The following is a 17,307-nucleotide window of genomic DNA, read 5'->3' as shown; positions in this document are numbered from 1 at the left end:
TTGATTAGCTCATTTGTTACGTTGGCTTAGTTTTATAAAAAAACTAAAAAATATTGTTTGTTGACGTTTTTGTTTGTTTAGTTTTCAAAGAACAATTTCCAGCCGCTTCGCTTTGAAGCAACTATATTAGAATAACATTTCAAGTTGTTAATGTCAACAACTTCTTTTTTGTTTTCTTTCGTCTTGCTGACGACTTTTCATATATTACAGGAGATTAATAGATTGGTCAATACCTATTCTAAAGTTTTTTTAAAATAAGAAGCAATGATATGTAAACAAAGCAGCAGTGTAGATTAAGCTGCTTTGTTCAGAGCCAATCCCTTAGATAACTGGCATCTAATAAGTGACCCAACCTCTTTGACTCCATTTTAAGTTTGCGTATCATTTTTTTGATAATGCGAATCTGTCCGCGATGGCTCAACTCGTCTTCAAACACATGAAACCACTTAAAGTAATTGTTTGCAGGCTTATCCCACCAAAACGGCGTTTGCTCAAATAACCATTCATCAGGCAGGGATTTAAACGTTTCAATTGTCGTGTTTCTAACATCAGCTAATTGCTTCAGGTAATAATCAAGTGTGTTCCCCTTGATTTGCTCTCTTGCGCTGCCTCCTAGGTCTAGTCCAGGATTCAGTTGACTAACTTCTTCATCCGTTAGATCCCGGTTTTCAAAGCTTTCAATTTGGTACGCTTTTTCAACGGCGGTCATATGGGCTAACAGCATTCCGATTGAATTCGCCTCATCATCATAAAGAAAGTCTAGCTCCTCAACCGTTAAATCTTTTACTTCTTCTATTGTCGTTGCTCTCGTGTAATTCATCATTGAAACCAATTTGCTGAACTCTAGACCCAAGCCATCTTTTTGATCAATCAAAAATAATGTTTGCATATCAAAAGACATTTCAACTACCCCCAATTGGAAAATAATTCTTACCTTTTATTCGGCATTTGCTAGGGAAAACCCTTTTATGGGAAATGAGGAAGGTATTAAAATTTCCCCTGGGGCTTTTCTGGAATTATTGATCTAACATTTTTCCGGGCTAATTACAGTGGTTTGTGTTAAACTAACCAAACGACGGTTAGCTGAACGAACAAGAATAATGGAGTGGTTATATGAGTAAAGCTAAAGGGAAAAGCGGAACTGGCAGAGGGACTGGCAAGAAGGGCTGGAATCGCTGGCAAGCCGGCGCCAACAAAGCAAAAAGCGCCAAACCATATGTCAGCAAAGGCACGAAAAAACCAGATAGAGAGCAATAAGAATGACAATTCCAATAGAAAAAATACGATGCTCTTTCGAGAGCATCGTTGTTTTTATCCCTTATTAAAGTATTTTCCACCTACAGCTATTCTCTCATTAAAGTTGCCGGTTTACTTCCCTTGCTCACCACAACCTTTTCACCACGACCTATCAAACGACTTAAGAGCTTTTTCCAAAATGAACTTCCTTTTCTCTTTTTTGCAAACCAACTAAACCGCTCCGACTGGCATTGTTTATATCCCTCTTGGACATCTTTCATTCGTTGCTTGAGAGTATATTCATTCATATGAAACATTTCTCTTCCTCCCTTTCTTAAAGAGATAGTTCACCAACATTATGAAGAGCCGCCCCTTGTTCCTTTAACTTTTCTTCTTCAACACTTCCTGCGTTTACTCGGACGATGTTTTGAAGAACTCCTTTTAATTTCTTATCGCGGACCGTTATCTCCCCAAGGATATCTATTTCTACAACCTTATTTCGCAGCACCTCTTCGCTTACATCTTTATCAAGAATAAGCTTGCCATTAACGATAAAATTAGTCGGTTCATCTAAGGCGAGGAATTGTTCGTTCGACCAGACTTCTTCCCCCTCAATGATAAAAAAGCTATTTTCGTAGGATAAAATTTCTGTATCCAGCAGGCTTGTGAGTTCATACATTAGGTCTTCTACCTGCTCATGGCAAACGATAATAGATGTGGAGTGAATTTTGCCGATGGTCTCGATGATTATTTCTCTTGTTACATCTGCATCAAACAAAATCGGCATTTTTGTATATAAATTCTTTTGTTTGAAGCGGCGAATCGAACGGTTATTTAACCGCAGAGTCCTATTTAACACCTCATATCCTGCTGGAATCACCTCTATCTTACAACCCGCTAAAGAAGCTGTTTTTTTATATAAAAAGGCTTCCTGCTCTTCGTAAAGGGATATTTTTCCATCGACTTCCAACCTGCTAATTTTATCATCGAATTTTTCCATGTTTAAATCTTTTGAAAATGAAAGCACTCCACTTACAACTAAATATGCTTGCTCGTCAATGGCTTCGAGGTATGAATTTGTTAAGGTGAATTTACCGCTTTCCATCCTTGGCGGAGTCTCTTGATAGCTTTCAAGCTCAAATGCCCCTTTGGAGATAATAGGGCTAAGTAGGCCGGAAAGATGAGCAGGACTATAAACCTTCCCATTTACCATTAAATGAAGCAGCCCTTTTTTTAAATAATCAGGATGAACGTTTTTGTCAACAATAACTTCGCCGTTCACCAGTAGATGTATCGGCTCCGAAATAGATTTCAGGTAAGCCTCATCGAGTTTCAGTATTCCTTTAAAATGGCTATAGCCCTCTGGTACCTCACAGGTCGAACCAATATTTCCAATATTCAGCGCCGTTAAAAGATGGGCATTCCCTTTTCGGTAAAGTACCATTCCGACATTTTCAATTCGTTCGATTCCCTTAATACTTTCTACTGTCGCATCCAGCAAATTTAACAAGCCAACATTTCCAATTCGTTGATTCATTATTTTTCCTCCTCTAGTACCGTTCTTAATTTTTTGATAGCTAAATGAAGTTTGTAACGCACCGTTGCAGCTGGCAGCCCCAATTGACTGCCGATTTCCTGGCTTGAAAGCCCCAGCCAATAGCGTTTAAAAATCAAATCACTTGTTTCCTGCGGCAAGTGGGATAAGAGTTCGGTTACTTCTAGGTGGCTATGAGCAGCCTCCTGAATGGAAAAGTCTAAATCGTCTTCCCACTCTGTTAACCGTTTTTCTTTTCTTCGTTCATCAATCATTTTGTTTTTCATGACACGGAAGAACCATGCCCGCTGCTTATAGTCTGGTAAAGTGAGTAGCTGTTCTTCCTTTAATGCCTTAAGCACCGCATCCTGAACGAGGTCATTCGCTTCTTGTTCATGCCGAGCTATTGACCGCGCATAGCGATGCAGATCGTCTTTTAGCCTTTCATATAAATCACTCACTCCCACTTTGATCACCACTTTTGTTTTTTTATCACATCATCATTTGGGGTTAATATTGAAGAATTTTTACTTTGAAGACTGCCTCTTGGCTTTGCATTTAAGTGAAGAAACTTTACTTTCCTTACGTTCTTATATAGGTAACGGTTGAAGACCGCAAAGTGTTGGAGGAATTTATAAAATATTTTAAAGTTTCCCGGGGTTCGGATGAACGAACTCGAAAAAACAGTCCTATACTTGTATTTAAACAAACGTTTGAACAGTTTTCCAACCTAATAAATCCAAGTCATTCCACCAGTTCAAGACAAAACTAAAGTGGCGCTCCGCCCCTTTTCCAGACACAAAAAATGGATAGCCATTATTAGCTATCCAGCAGCGGAAAAAGATTGGGTGTCAGGCACCACAGAAACACATTTGTCCACCCCACGTGGACACTTCTGTGGTGCCTGACACCCTTTATTTATTTAAGCTTCAACCACGTTTGGTTGTTGGTATATTTCGGTTTCTAGTTCTCCTGTTGCTTTGCTTGTTAATACGCCTGCTGTCATGGCGCCGCTGACGTTTAGGGCGGTGCGTCCCATGTCAATAAGCGGCTCGACTGAGATTAGAAGGCCGACAATCGCAATTGGCAGGTTCATGACAGATAACACGATTAGCGCTGCGAAGGTTGCCCCTCCGCCAACACCTGCAACACCAAAGGAACTAATCGCCACGACTAGAATAAGCGTGAGAATAAACGATGGACTTGTCGGATTAATTCCAGCCGCTGGTGCAACCATTACAGCTAACATCGCCGGGTAAACACCGGCACAGCCATTTTGGCCGATTGAAAGTCCGAAAGAACCGGCAAAGTTGGCAATTCCTTCAGATACACCAAAGTCTTTTGTTTGTGTTTTGATTGTCATCGGCAAGGTCCCTGCACTTGTACGTGAAGTAAACGCAAAGGTTAACGTTGGTAATGCCTTTTTCACATAGTTAACAGGGCTTAATTTCGCAAATGATATAAGCAGTAAATGCACAATGAACATAAGAATGAGCGCCGCATAGGAAGCAATGACAAACTTACCTAGTTTCGCAATCGCATCATAATCACTTGTCGCTGTTACCTTGGTGATAATCGCTAGGATGCCATAAGGTGTTAGACGCAGGATTAGCGTAACAACCCTCATAATAACAGCGTACAACGTATCGATGATTTTCGCGAAAAACTCCCCATGCTCCGGATCCTTCCGTTTGACCCCAAGATAAGAAATCCCGATAAAGGCTGCAAAAATAACGACTGCAATCGTGGAAGTTGGACGCGCTCCTGTTAAATCTTGAAACGGATTACTTGGAACAAGTTCAATGATTTGCTGTGGAATCGTCATATTTTCAACACTAACCACTTTTTCTTGTAAAAGAGCATTCCTCGCCTTTTCTACATCGCCTTCATTTAGATGGATGCCATCAAGACCAAATCCTAAAGCAGAACCAATCCCAATAGCTGCAGAAATGGCCGTCGTTGCAAGCAAAATCCCGATAACAAGGAAACTGATTTTTCCGATATTTTTTGTTAATTTTAATTTCGTAAAGGCCCCGACAATGGAAATGAATATAAGCGGCATAACCACCATTTGTAAGAGTTTTACATAACCGCTGCCGACAATGCTAAACCAATCAATCGAACCTGTTGTAACTTCGTGTGTAGTACCGTAGATTAAATGAATAATAAAACCAAAAATAATACCTAAACCCAATGCAGTGAAAACACGTTTTGAAAAAGAAACATGCTTTTTTTGCATCAGGAATAAACCAAAAATAAGTAACAGTAATACAGCTACGTTCACAATGATCAGAACGGTATTCATCAAATCCCCTCCTTAGTTAATTTATTGAAAATTCTAATACATATATTCCTATGAGTCAAGTCGGAATTTTCAATATTTTTTTGAAATTTATAAACCACTCAGGACGGAGGTTTTCGATTCGAATTTACCTTTTCAATTTGATAAAGATATGAACTGAAATCTTTTTTAATTAATGGAAGCGGAAAGCCAATTTGCATAAGCTCATCCCCGTAAAAAACCTTATCACCTTTATTTACTTTGTACATCGCCTCTGGCTTAAGTCCGCGCAATTTCAACCGGAAAAAGGGGGGATTCGGCATTGCTAGTGTTTTATAATAAAAAACAACCGCGCGTTCCAGTTTAGGCGAAACATACATCCATGCCGTATCCATACCAGCAAACGGACTCAACAGCCTGAATTGGTCACCAAAACAGACTAGGTCTTTGATTTGATGATATAGTTGGATTTGCTCGGCAACTAACGTTTTGTCCCCATCGCTCAGCTTATCGATATTTAATTCAAAACCCAAATTTGCCGCCATCACCACATGGCATCTCATTAATAGCGGGGTCGTTCTCTCGACTTGGTGGTTTGGCACATCTGAGACATGTGCCCCCATCGTAATTGCCGGGTATACGAGACTTGTTCCATATTGAATTTTTAACCGTTCGACTGCATCAGTATCATCACTCGTCCAGGTTTGCGGCATGTAATACAGCATGCCGGGATCAAAACGGCCGCCGCCTCCCGAGCAGCTTTCAAATAAAATCGCGGGAAAGCGTTCGGTTAGTTTTTCTAAAATCCGATACAAGCCTAGCATATAACGGTGTGCAGTTTCCTTTTGCCTTTCAGGCGGAAGCTCCGCCGAACCAATTTCGGTCATATTTCGGTTCATATCCCATTTGACATAAGAAATCGGGGCACTCTTGAACAACTTTGAGAGCGTATCGATTACGTAATCACAAACCTCTTCACGGCTTAGGTCAAGGACCAATTGATTTCTCGACAGCGTCCGCCGCCGCCCCGGTACATGCAAACACCAATCGGGATGCCTGCGATACAATTCGCTGTCTGGCGATACCATTTCCGGCTCGACCCACAATCCAAATTGCATCCCCTTCTTTCCAATATAATCGGCCAATCCTGCCAATCCATTCGGCAGTTTCTTCCGATTTACTACCCAATCCCCTAACGAACTTTTATCGTTGTCACGATGCCCAAACCAGCCATCATCCAAGACAAACAGCTCAATCCCCAGCTCGTTTCCGGCCTCGGCAATCTTCTTTAACTTTTTTTCATTAAAATCAAAATAGGTGGCCTCCCAATTATTAATTAGAATCGGGCGTGTCTTGTCGCGATAAACACCGCGGCAAATCCTGGTTCGCAGTAATTTATGATAGGTTCTGGACATTCCGCCGAGACCGTCTGAAGAATAGACCATAATCGCCTCAGGAGTTTGAAACCTTTCCCCCGGCTTTAACAGCCAGGTAAAATCAAATGGATGAATCCCGATGCTGAGCCTTGTTGTTTGAAATGGGTCTACTTCAATGGCTGCTTGGAAATTCCCGCTGTACACTAAACTAACACCATAAACATCTCCGTATTCTTCATTCGCATTTTTCGAGAGCAGGGCAACAAATGGATTATGCTGATGGCTGCTTGCCCCCCTGGCGGAAGAAATGGTTTGCATCCCGTGGTGTAGGGAGGAGCGTTCGATGTGACATTCCCGGCTCCAGGTCCCGTGCAAATGAAGCCAGTCCCAGTCTGCTTGATGGAAATCGACTGACATACTCATACATTTATGTAATTCCACTTCCTTGCTCCCAAGGTGCTCGAAGGAAACAGACCTTGTGATGACATCAAGGTCACGGTAGATTGTATAATGGAGGTTCATTCCAACCCCAAGCAGTGAATCAACAAGCGTGATGATCAATGTATCCGCCTCAGAATCATCCTCGACATAGGAAGCAGGCAACCCTTTTAGCGGGCGTTTCCCTTGAAAAATCTCATGAGAATTATAGACAAATTCCGTAATCGTTGACCCATCCGCGGTACGCAGCTGATAGGCAGGCGAACGAAAATCCCCATTTCCATACGCCGGATATTCTTGGGGAAGTGTATCAAGCGAAAACTTGGGGGCATCCGGTTCTGTCGTTGGCGAAAACGCCCTGCCCTTAAAGGCTAGGATAGAGGAAGGCTGGCGCGTCCTAACCTGCCTGCCCCAATACAAATGGGCCGGATATTTCTCTAGGACAATCTGAATGATGTAACTAACTCTGCCATTATATAAATGGAACACTTTTTCCTTTTCATTCCACTCAACCGGCATGAAGCTTCCCCCCCTATCACTCCTACTATATTCACTCTAAAACTAAACAATGCGACCGATCGAGTTGAAAATGGGTAATATACAACAAAGGTCTTACATTTTTCCCGGCTTTTAGCAGAAAATAATGACGGTAATTATCTATATTGAAATTAGGATGTGTAAGTGTTATGCAGCATTTGAATCATTTAATTGAACACTATGGGTATTTTGGCATTATTATTGCGTTGGTGGGAGGTATTATTGGACTCCCCATCCCTGATGAGGTTCTGCTGACTTATGTAGGATATAACGTTTTTGAAGGCAAAATGTCTTACTTGCCTTCACTTCTATCTGCCTTTGCTGGGGCATGTGGCGGTATTTCGCTTAGTTATTTCTTAGGTGTAAAACTTGGACTGCCCTTTTTAATAAAGTTTGGACCTAAATTACATATTACGGAAGAAAAAGTCAGCAGGACAAGAAAACTTTTTTTGAAATTTGGACCTTTTCTCTTGTTTGTTGGCTATTTTATCCCTGGTGTCCGCCATATCACTGCCTATCTTGCCGGGATAAATGGCTACTCCTATCGAAGGTTTGCCCTATACGCCTATTCAGGCGCGGTAACCTGGTGTTTTTCTTTCATAACCCTCGGAAAGGTGCTGGGAAAGAACTGGGTTCTCGTTGGAACATATCTTTCTAAATATAGCATTTATTTTATATTAGGATTCCTGCTCAGCTGCTTTATTTTTTATACCTTTTGGCGGAAAAAAAAACTGCTGGGGATGGTCGATAAATAACATCTTGATGATGGGACTCCTTGAACTCAAGGAGTTTTTCTTTTTTAACCGATAGGAACACTGGCCTTAAAGTGTTAACGTATATTGCTGATTTTTGACACCACTGGTAGAAAAGACACGTTCTCCATATTGAATTTCTTTTTCCGACATTAATAAAACAGTTGAGCTTCTTGTTCCGTAATGCTCACTTTTGATAAACAGCGGAGAAAGCATTCTCTCCCACTCTAATGAAACGCCTGTACTAGGAAGGATAGCATCCGGTGCAGGGTCTGAATGCTGGAGGAGCTCGAAAAGCTTGTCTGTCAACTTCTCTTGTTTTCCTGTTAAGATTTCCGACAGACTTTCCCTGCCTATTTTCACCTTAGGCCATTCGGTATTTAATTGATGATTGCTGACACCATGAATACCAGGCTCTATCTTTTGAAGCACCTGCCCAATATTCGAATAATAAAACAGCTCATTCGCATCGCCCGCAAGTAGGTTATAACCAGGATATTCATTACTGTTATCAGCAAGGCCTTGCAGATAATCTTTGACATTCCCTTTGTGTTTCAAGGCTTCCGCCACCAGTTCGCCGCGCGACCGTTTCCCTTCGGTTAGCTCTTGAGGATTGCGATAGTTGGTCAGGGCCGCAAAACGACCTTTGGCGGTCACTCCCATCCAAGTTCCCATTTTTTCCAGATCCCGTCCCGCAAGGATTTCAGGACTCTCTTCCCAGTAATGGACCGGTGCAGTCGGTCTCTGATAAAATTCATCACGATTCGCCGCCACGATGAGTTGATATACCGGATGTACTTTATAGGCAAACAAAATTAAACACATTGCAATCACAGTCCTTTTTAAAAAGATTATAACAACTTTGGGTGTCAGGCACCCGTTTTTGGTTTAGACGTTTATTATGTCTTGAAATTTACCATTGATGAGATGTTGGCGGAATACGAGGAATAAATCAGGCGCTTTTTTGATGGAAACTGAATTTTTCCTAAAATAGTATGTAAACTGTCCTTAAAGAGGCCGATTTTTAGGTTTATTATTCTTTGAGAAAATGTTTTGGCTGTTTTTTATAGGGTTTTGGCTACTTTTTCAAGAGGTTTGGCTACTTTCCCAGGGGTTTTGGCTACTTTTCAAAGGGTTTTGGCTAATTAGACATTTACTGGAAAATTATTAATACTAAAAAACCCATAGAATCATGGACTATTGTTGGTGAAGCCTTGCCGTGTTTTTTCTTATCTTATCAAAAAAAGTGTCAGGCACCTGTTTCATGGTGCCTGACATCCCTATCAATATATACTAAGGAAAAACCGGCTATCCCCGGCTTCTACTTAGCTGGATAATTTATTGTTTTAAAAGTATCGTCGTCACTTCTTCGTCGAGGAACTGTTTTCTCATCGCCTGGCATAAGTCTCCACCCCTTGCTTACAACAATCCGCAGCCACGTTCCCGGAATCCAGGAGGTCACAAGCGCTAACATAACAAGGATGGCGAAAAACTCCTGGTTAATGATACCGGTAGAATAGGCTACGGAGGAAAGGACGATGCCAGGACCACCCCGGTCATTAATCGCTAATCCTAAGTTTAAACTTGTAAAAGGGTCCTGCTTAATGGCACGGGAAGTAATATAAACAGCTATCGTCTGTGTTAAGGTTGCAAATAATAGATAGCCAAGGAAGAATAATGGGTTAAAATGCCTTACAAGATCTAATTGTAATCCCACTGTTGCAAAGTAGATCGGGATAAACCATGAAAAGGAAATATTCGAAACTCCTTGCTCCAGCCGTTCCGACACAACTTTAGGCAAGGCCACTTTTGCTACAATCCCCGCCAGCAGGGCACCAAAAATCGCCTCAACATGAAGGTTACCAGCAAGTGATGCAAGCATAAACATGATAAATAAGAAGTATCCTAAATTGGATGACCTGAACAATAGGTTCTGTTTAATGATGGTCATTCGTTTAAATAAAATGTATCCGAGAAACAGAGTACCAAAAATAAACGACATCGATATAGAAATACTTTTCACCGCAGTACCTAAAGTAAAGACGCCTCCTTCGCTAGCAATGGCAGTGGCGAATCCTAGTGCAACCCAAAGCAGCACGTCATGGATTCCAGCACAGGCGATAACAATTTTTGCAAAGCGAGTATGCATAATTCCAAGGTCATTAAAAATTTTAGATATAACCGGAATCGACGTTACAGCAATAGATATTGCAATAACAATTTTGAAAGCTAATGTATTATTGGCCGTTCCAAGATACGGAGTGATGTTAAACCATCCCGCTGCCAGCCAGCCGACGATAAACGCCGGAATGGTCGCACCAATTACTAAAGCCGTGGTGATTTTTGCGTCTTCCTTATTAAACTTGGTCTGGAATTTAAGCCCCGAACAGAACATCAATAGCAGTAAACCAAACTGATAAAGCAGGCCAAACAATTTATCCTCCCCGGCAAAACCTAAAAACATCCATTTAAATGCCTCCGGGAAGAAATGTCCTAATAGTGTAGGGCCAAGGACTAAGCCTGCGGCAACCTCCCCTATTACTCGTGGAATGAATATTCGCTCTGCTAAATACCCTAATAAGTGTGCCATTGCTAATAAACATCCCATAGCCATCAAAAAATGACTAATTTCTGCCCCGCTTAAACTAAACATTCCGTTGATCACCCATTTCAGCTTTTATTGTTTACTTTTTATAAAGGTATGCAATAATAGCCTTAGTGAAATGGACAACTGTCCACTGCTTGTCAAAATTAGGCATGCGGGAATATAGTCATCGGCCGATATTTGCCGTAGGAATGATGGGCTTATGGAAGATGACGGAATCATCGTTCCCATTATGGAAAATTCTTATCACAAGAAAAGAGGCACCATGTGAATAATTCACATGGTGCCTGACACCTTCTGGGAATTATTGGATGATCACAATACCTGTCCCCTTGTCCCTACCCGCGGCCAAGTTCAACGGCTGTTGCTTGTTCGCTGTTGAATGGTGAAATTCGGAACGATAGGTTGAAGTCTTCAAATTTACAACGGTATTTTTCTAATTGGTCTTGTCCACAGGAGTTGCTGCCAAGTCCATTTTGTTTGTAGTCCAGATTTAAGACCAAGTAGTCTCGCGGCTTTAAATCAACTGTATGCTTCGCTAGTTCTAGATCACTAACTTCATAGTGTGAAGCGCTAAAATCAAACATCTTATCGGCGATAAAAATGAGGCCATTTCTATCATGATCAGTAAGGCTGACCCAGTCACAATCAGAACGATTGCCGTTTTCCTGCGGCTTCACATAGTTCGTAAACAGATCGTCAACCGTCTTTTTGTATACGCCTAAATGATTCGCTTGTTTGGAATCGACATAGCTTTCTCCAGGACCTCTGCCGCGCCACTCGGTATCGCAGAAATCATTATTTAAGCGCAAGTTAACACCAAGACGAGGAATCATAACCGGTGCATTCTCCTTCATACCGGATGCAACACCGTCGATACTGCAAACAATATCTCCATCCGGATAGATGCTGTAATGGTATTGAAGTTGATAATACCAGGAACTGTTTGTTGTCCCGAACAATGCATCAGTATGCCATTCAAACACACCGTCTTTCAACTCATAACGAACATCTTCAACTATTTCATGACCTAAATGCATGAAATATTTTGTCCGATAATCCGTCACATAGTACATATCATTATCAATCGGCGCACGCCAGAAATTGAACTGCGGTCCCTTCTCAATCTGTACTTTACCATTACGGGTTACCTCTTTTAACGCACCTTTGACACAATCAAAGGTGACGGTGAAATCATGACCACTAACAGTTACCAGTGCAGCTTCTTTTCTAACTTGAAGCTCACCAGCAGCATGGACCTTTGGTAATTTCTCTTTACCCGGAAGCACGAAGGAAGCATTTGCTAACTCATGACCTTTGGCAGCCCAAGGTGTATCCTGATTTAGAGTGTAGGAAAATACGAAATAATAATTAGCACCGCTAACCTTTTCAATATCTTGTCCAACCGGCAGCTGAATCTCAGCTGATTCACGACCTGCAAGCTTCGGAAGATCAACCTTAAATGACTCCAACAATTTATCATCTTCAACTAAAGAGCATGTTAACACTAAATGATCCAATGAGAGGAAATCATAACGATTAATGAGTTGGAAACGTCCGTTTTCGATATCGAGACACTCTGTTTGGACTGGTTCAATTACCTTTTTATACTCAGCTAAACTTGGTGATGGAGTGCCATCTGGCATGATTAACCCATCGATACAGAAATTGCCATTTGTCGGATCGTCGCCAAAATCTCCACCATAGCGATAGTAAACCGTGCCATCCTCCGCAACGGTCTCGATCCCGTGATCAAACCATTCCCATATGAATCCGCCTTGCAGCTTATCATGCTTGTAAAATAAGTCTTGATATTCTTTCAGATTGCCAGGCCCATTCCCCATGGCATGCGCATATTCACAAAGGATATGTGGTTTTTTTGTTTTTTCAATGATTTTCTCCATCGTTAGCCGGTCGTCATGACGCTCAAGCCATGTATACATCGTGCTGTACACATCGGTTACCTCTGCCGCGCGATCACCCTCATAATGAACAAGACGCGTCGGATCCATCTCCTTAGCCCTTTTTGCCATCGCCTGGAAATTGTGACCGAAGGCTGATTCATTCCCAAGTGACCACATAATAATACATGGATGGTTTTTGTCACGCTCAATCATCCGTTCAAGTCGAGAAACATGGGCCGTTTTCCAATCAGGGTCGTTGCTGATCCAGTCATATTTTCCGGTCAGTTCAAAGCCATGACATTCTAAATCCGTTTCATCAATGACATACATTCCGTATTGGTCACAAAGTTCATAAAGGAAATGAGAGTTTGGATAATGAGCCGTTCTGATGGCGTTGATGTTGTTTTGCTTCATTGTCTTAATGTCGCGCTCAATTTCCTCTTTCCTAACCACACGGCCTGTTTTAGGGTTGTAGTCATGACGGTTCACACCCTTGAACTTGATGGCCACACCGTTAACAAGGAATGTGTCATCAGAGACAACGATTGAGCGGAATCCTACATACTGATGTATAACTTCAATAATTCCCCCATCTTCCATGACCGTCAGATATAGATGATATAAATTTGGCTCCTCCGCACTCCATTTCAATGGTGCAGCAACATATTTGTTAAACGGCTCATTGGCCAGTGTTTCCTCTTTAAAAACCTGCCTGCCGTCCGGGGCGATTAATTCATAGACTATCGTTTGACCGCGCTGCTCTGTTAGCTCAACCGAAACCGATAGAGTCGCGTCATTATAGTCACTATCAAACTCCGTTTTGACGATATAGTCATAGAGACCTGAAGTTGGTCTCGTATACAGCTCAACATCTCGGAATATCCCACTTAGCCACCACATATCCTGATCTTCCAAATATGTACCGTCCGACCACTGGAATACTCGGACAGTCAGTGTATTACGGCCCTGACGACAAAGATTCGTAATATCAAATTCAGCTTGAATCCGTGCGCCTTTACTGTAACCGACAAACTCGCCGTTTACATACAATTCGTAAGCAGAATCGACCCCATTAAAACGGATAATTAGTTGTTCACCTTCCAAGCTGCGGTCGAACTCAAATTCACGGCGATAAATCCCAGTCGGATTATCTGTTGGCACTTGCGGCGGAATAATCGGGAAGTTATACCATAGATCGGAGTAGTGCATTTTCCCGTAGCCTTGCAGCTGCCAATTGCCAGGAACCGTAATATCATCCCATTCAGTTGTATCCAAATCATCCTGATAAAAGCCATCCGGCCAATATTCAGGTGCTTCAAGAAAGGTAAATTTCCATGTCCCATTAAGTGATTGATAAAAGTGGCTCTCGCCTGCACCACCCGCTTCCGCAGCTTCACGGGAAGGAAAGCTAACATAATGGGCACGTGCCTCCATCCGGTTAATTCCATCTGTATGGATGTCTTCCCATCTTTTAAACTTTTTCATACTAACACCTCTTTATTCTTTAACTGATCCACCCAAAATCCCTGAAATAAAATGTTTTTGCAGCAGCAGGAAGAAAATCATAATCGGAATCGTTGACAGAGTTGTGCCTAACATCAGTTGTCCATAATCAATTCGCGCCATCCCAATTAAGCTTGATAGTGCGACAGGCAAGGTAAACATTTCCTTGGAGTTTAGCGTAATGAGCGGCCAGAGTAAGCTGTTCCATTGCGCCATAAATTGAAAGATCGCTACAGCAGCCAGCGCCGGTCTTGTCACTGGTAGAATGACGGAAAAGAAAATTTTTAATTCCCCTGCACCGTCAACACGGGATGCTTCAATGATAGAATCGGGAACCGCCTGCATATTTTGCCTCATTAAATAAATCGCAAAAGGCGCAGCGAGACTTGGTAAAATAATGGCTTGATACGTATTTAACCAGTCAAATACCACCATCATTTCAAATAGTGGAATCAATGTTACCTGGAACGGAATCATCAACGAGCATAAAATAACAAAAAAGAAGATATTCTTACCTTTAAAGCGATATTTAGCAAATGCATACCCTGCCATCGCACTAATAAGCGTACTGACAAAGGTATACACAATAGCAATGAACAAGGAATTCCAAAAGATTTTCGCGATACCTAATGACTCGCTAAGTGTTTGAAAGTTTTTCGCTAAGGAACCACCAGGGAGAAGCTTTGGCGGAACGCGAAAAATCTCACCTGAAGGATGAGTGGACCCAACAATCATCCAATAGAATGGAGCAATGGATAGGATCACACCAACGATCAATAAACTATACATCCAGATTTTTGTTGAAAGCTTCTTTGACGTAATCATTCTTCTGTGTCACCTACCAATTTCATCTGAACCCATGAAACGATTGCAGTGATGAGCACGAGTACATAGGCAATGGCTGAAGCATAGCCAAAGTCAAAAAACTTAAAGCCTGTTTCATATAAATAGAGCGTAATGGTCATGGTCGCACTATTCGGACCGCCGTGTGTCAAAATAAATGGCTCGTCAAACAGCTGAAGTGTGCCAATCGTTGACATGACGACGGTAAAGATGAACACCGGCTTTAATTGCGGAAGGGTAATCATGAAAAATTGTTTTACCTTGCCTGCTCCGTCAATACTTGCGGCTTCATATAAATCGGCCGGGATATTTTGCAATCCTGCTAGAAAAATCACCATATTATAGCCGGTCCATCGCCACGTCATAACGAGAATCACAGAAACCTTTGCCCAAAATGGAGTGGTCAGCCACGGAATCTTGTCTACTCCTATAAATGAAAGGAAATAATTTACTAATCCAAAATTCTCGTCTAATAGGATCATAAAGACAATCGATGCGGCAACAAGTGCTGTAATCGCCGGCATGAAATAGGCAATTCGGAACAGTGCCTTTGCTTTAATCAGGGATGAATGAAGTCCGACAGCAATTAACAATGCCACAAAAATCATAATCGGTACTTGGATGATTAAGATTTGAAACGTATTTAACAGCGCTTTATAAAATACCGGGTCATGAATTAAGCGCGTATAATTAGCTAATCCAACAAACGATTTCTCGATACCCCGCACCTCTTGAAAGCTTAAGATAAAAGAAGAAATGACCGGATAAACAGTAAAAATTAAAATTAATAAAAACGCCGGAGCGATAAATACATAGGGAGCAGTTTTGGGAGTCAACAAATTTCTTCTAGTTTTGGTGCGATAATTGGCCGCGGTGCTTACTACCTTTTCTGTTTCTTCCACTAATGGCACCTCCCTGAGCTGATGGAATACTTCCAATGGTAGAAATGAGAGGAGCCAAACCGCCCTCTCTCATTCTAAAAAGCCTTTTATTTGATTTCATTTTCAAGTTGTTTTTGAGCATCTTTTAAGGCAGATTCTACAGATTTATTTTCCAATAATATCGCTGCTTGGGCATTAGCCATAAGGCTGCTAGCTTTCGCATAATTTTCGTTTAGGTGAATCTTTGGAACCTCATCGACAATATCAGCAAACTTCTTGAAAATCGGGCTATTATTAAAGTACTCGCTATTTGCCGTAAATTCAGGTGCGCTATAGGTTTCCTTTAAAGATGGGAACAGTCCGTATTTTTCAAAGCCTAACATTTGCGAATCTTGATTTGTGGTAAAGAATTCAACAAAGGAATAGGCTGCCGATTGATTTTTGCTGGTGGCAGGGATTAACAAGGATGAGCCCCCTACGTTTGCATATCTTGTGCCGCCCTCTTTGAAGCTTGGCAGGAAAAATACATCCCAATTTCCCTTTAAGTCCGGTGCTTGGTCCATAATGGAACCCGTATACCAGACACCATAAGGAACCGTTGCCACCTCTCCGTTAACTGTAGCCGTAACAATGCCATCCCAGCCCTTGTTATTTAAGATTAAATCCTCATCATGGAGCTTTTTGATGACAGTCATAGCACGAACCGCTTCATTTGTCAGCAGTGCAATTTTCCCGTCCTTATCAAAATAAGAAAGTCCTTGCTGCTGCATCATCATTTGAAAGACGCCATCATAGTTTGGGATATCAATTGGCAGCATCCTTTTACCAGTTGCTTCCTTAATCTTTTTCCCTGCTGCTATATAGTCATCCCACGTTTGGATAGAATTCGGGTCCACACCCGCTTTTTTAAAATAATCAACACGGTAGAATACCCCTGCAGGACCAATATCCCATGGAGCTGCGATGAAGTTACCGTCTTTATCCTGAACAGATGCTACCTTTGCAGGGTTAAACGCTTCTTTGTACTGGTCATATCCAAGCTTGTTCAAGTTTAAAAATCCTTGCGGAAACTGGTGGATATAGCCGGGAATTCGCTCATCCTCCATTAACACAACATCCGGCAGCCCGGAACCTCTTGCGGCGAGGCCAACGGTTAGTTTTTCATAAAGATCGCCGCTATTGAAATCCTCCACTTTTACTAAAACATCAGGATATTTCTTCTGGAACTTTTCAACAGCAGCCTTCATCGTTGACGCAGCAACATCCCAGCCCCAAACGGTTATCGTCCCTGCTGGATGTTTGGAATCCCCTGTTTTCCCTTCATCCCCAGATGATTGATTGGAGCAGGCGGATAGCACTAAAAGAAGTATGGCAAGCAAAAAAGATAAGTACTTTTTCATGTTGGTCCCCCGATTTT

Annotated in this window: 14 protein-coding genes; 2 read left to right on the top strand and 12 right to left on the bottom strand. The window is 41.8% G+C overall.

Annotation, left to right across the window (positions count from 1 at the left end; all coding sequences use genetic code 11):
* Positions 1-307 precede the first annotated feature (307 nt).
* Positions 308-901 carry a DinB family protein gene (locus tag ACIQCO_RS16410; RefSeq protein WP_400430380.1) on the bottom strand — a complete coding sequence of 198 codons (594 nt, stop codon included), beginning with the start codon at positions 899-901 and terminating at the stop codon, positions 308-310.
* Positions 902-1,113: 212 nt separating this feature from the next.
* On the opposite strand from ACIQCO_RS16410, the gene ACIQCO_RS16405 reads away from it, so the two are divergent.
* Positions 1,114-1,257, top strand: coding sequence for a DUF3934 domain-containing protein (locus tag ACIQCO_RS16405; protein WP_400430378.1), 144 nt, complete (start codon positions 1,114-1,116; stop codon positions 1,255-1,257).
* 86 nt (positions 1,258-1,343) lie between these two features.
* On the opposite strand, the gene ACIQCO_RS16400 is transcribed toward ACIQCO_RS16405, so the two are convergent.
* From ACIQCO_RS16400 to ACIQCO_RS16380, 5 genes are all read right to left on the bottom strand, one after another.
* Positions 1,344-1,553 (bottom strand): hypothetical protein, encoded by a 210-nt coding sequence (locus ACIQCO_RS16400; RefSeq protein WP_066096033.1) that lies wholly within the window; start codon positions 1,551-1,553, stop codon positions 1,344-1,346.
* Between the two features lie 17 nt (positions 1,554-1,570).
* On the bottom strand, positions 1,571-2,773 hold the full coding sequence (locus tag ACIQCO_RS16395) for a hypothetical protein (protein WP_400430377.1): 1,203 nt from the start codon (positions 2,771-2,773) through the stop codon (positions 1,571-1,573).
* Complete coding sequence (locus tag ACIQCO_RS16390; RefSeq protein ID WP_400430375.1) at positions 2,773-3,231, bottom strand: RNA polymerase sigma factor; 459 nt, start codon at positions 3,229-3,231, stop codon at positions 2,773-2,775. The genes ACIQCO_RS16395 and ACIQCO_RS16390 overlap by 1 nt, the downstream gene beginning before the upstream one ends.
* 461 nt (positions 3,232-3,692) lie before the next feature.
* The gene (locus ACIQCO_RS16385; protein ID WP_400430373.1) at positions 3,693-5,075 is read right to left on the bottom strand and encodes an L-cystine transporter; all 1,383 of its coding nucleotides are present in this window, start codon (positions 5,073-5,075) and stop codon (positions 3,693-3,695) included.
* Positions 5,076-5,173: 98 nt separating this feature from the next.
* A complete protein-coding gene (locus ACIQCO_RS16380; RefSeq protein ID WP_400430371.1) occupies positions 5,174-7,384 on the bottom strand; it encodes an alpha-galactosidase in 2,211 nt (736 codons plus the stop codon).
* A 167-nt stretch (positions 7,385-7,551) separates the two neighbouring features.
* On the opposite strand from ACIQCO_RS16380, the gene ACIQCO_RS16375 reads away from it, so the two are divergent.
* Positions 7,552-8,157, top strand: a complete 606-nt coding sequence (locus ACIQCO_RS16375; protein ID WP_400430369.1) for a DedA family protein — start codon at positions 7,552-7,554, stop codon at positions 8,155-8,157.
* A gap of 66 nt (positions 8,158-8,223) precedes the next feature.
* Here ACIQCO_RS16375 and ACIQCO_RS16370 read toward each other — a convergent pair whose 3' ends face one another.
* The 6 genes from ACIQCO_RS16370 to ACIQCO_RS16345 form a co-directional block, all read right to left on the bottom strand.
* A complete protein-coding gene (locus ACIQCO_RS16370) occupies positions 8,224-8,979 on the bottom strand; it encodes an NRDE family protein (RefSeq protein ID WP_400430367.1) in 756 nt (251 codons plus the stop codon).
* A gap of 496 nt (positions 8,980-9,475) precedes the next feature.
* Entirely contained in the window at positions 9,476-10,807 is a 1,332-nt protein-coding gene (locus tag ACIQCO_RS16365) for a cation:proton antiporter (RefSeq protein ID WP_400430365.1), read from the bottom strand.
* Between the two features lie 290 nt (positions 10,808-11,097).
* On the bottom strand, positions 11,098-14,148 hold the full coding sequence (gene ebgA / locus ACIQCO_RS16360) for a beta-galactosidase subunit alpha (protein ID WP_400430363.1): 3,051 nt from the start codon (positions 14,146-14,148) through the stop codon (positions 11,098-11,100).
* A gap of 12 nt (positions 14,149-14,160) precedes the next feature.
* Positions 14,161-14,991, bottom strand: coding sequence for a carbohydrate ABC transporter permease (locus ACIQCO_RS16355; protein ID WP_400430361.1), 831 nt, complete (start codon positions 14,989-14,991; stop codon positions 14,161-14,163).
* Positions 14,988-15,848 carry a carbohydrate ABC transporter permease gene (locus tag ACIQCO_RS16350; RefSeq protein WP_400430392.1) on the bottom strand — a complete coding sequence of 287 codons (861 nt, stop codon included), beginning with the start codon at positions 15,846-15,848 and terminating at the stop codon, positions 14,988-14,990. Before ACIQCO_RS16350 ends, ACIQCO_RS16355 begins: the two co-directional genes overlap by 4 nt.
* A gap of 149 nt (positions 15,849-15,997) precedes the next feature.
* A complete protein-coding gene (locus tag ACIQCO_RS16345) occupies positions 15,998-17,290 on the bottom strand; it encodes an extracellular solute-binding protein (RefSeq protein ID WP_400430359.1) in 1,293 nt (430 codons plus the stop codon).
* Positions 17,291-17,307: the final 17 nt, after the last annotated feature.

This window comes from Neobacillus sp. NPDC093127 (genome assembly GCF_044754175.1).
In the GTDB taxonomy this organism is placed as follows: Bacteria; Bacillota; Bacilli; order Bacillales; family Cytobacillaceae; genus Neobacillus.
The sequence above is the reverse complement of the archived record's forward strand: the minus strand, read 5'-3'. Positions and strand labels throughout refer to the sequence as shown.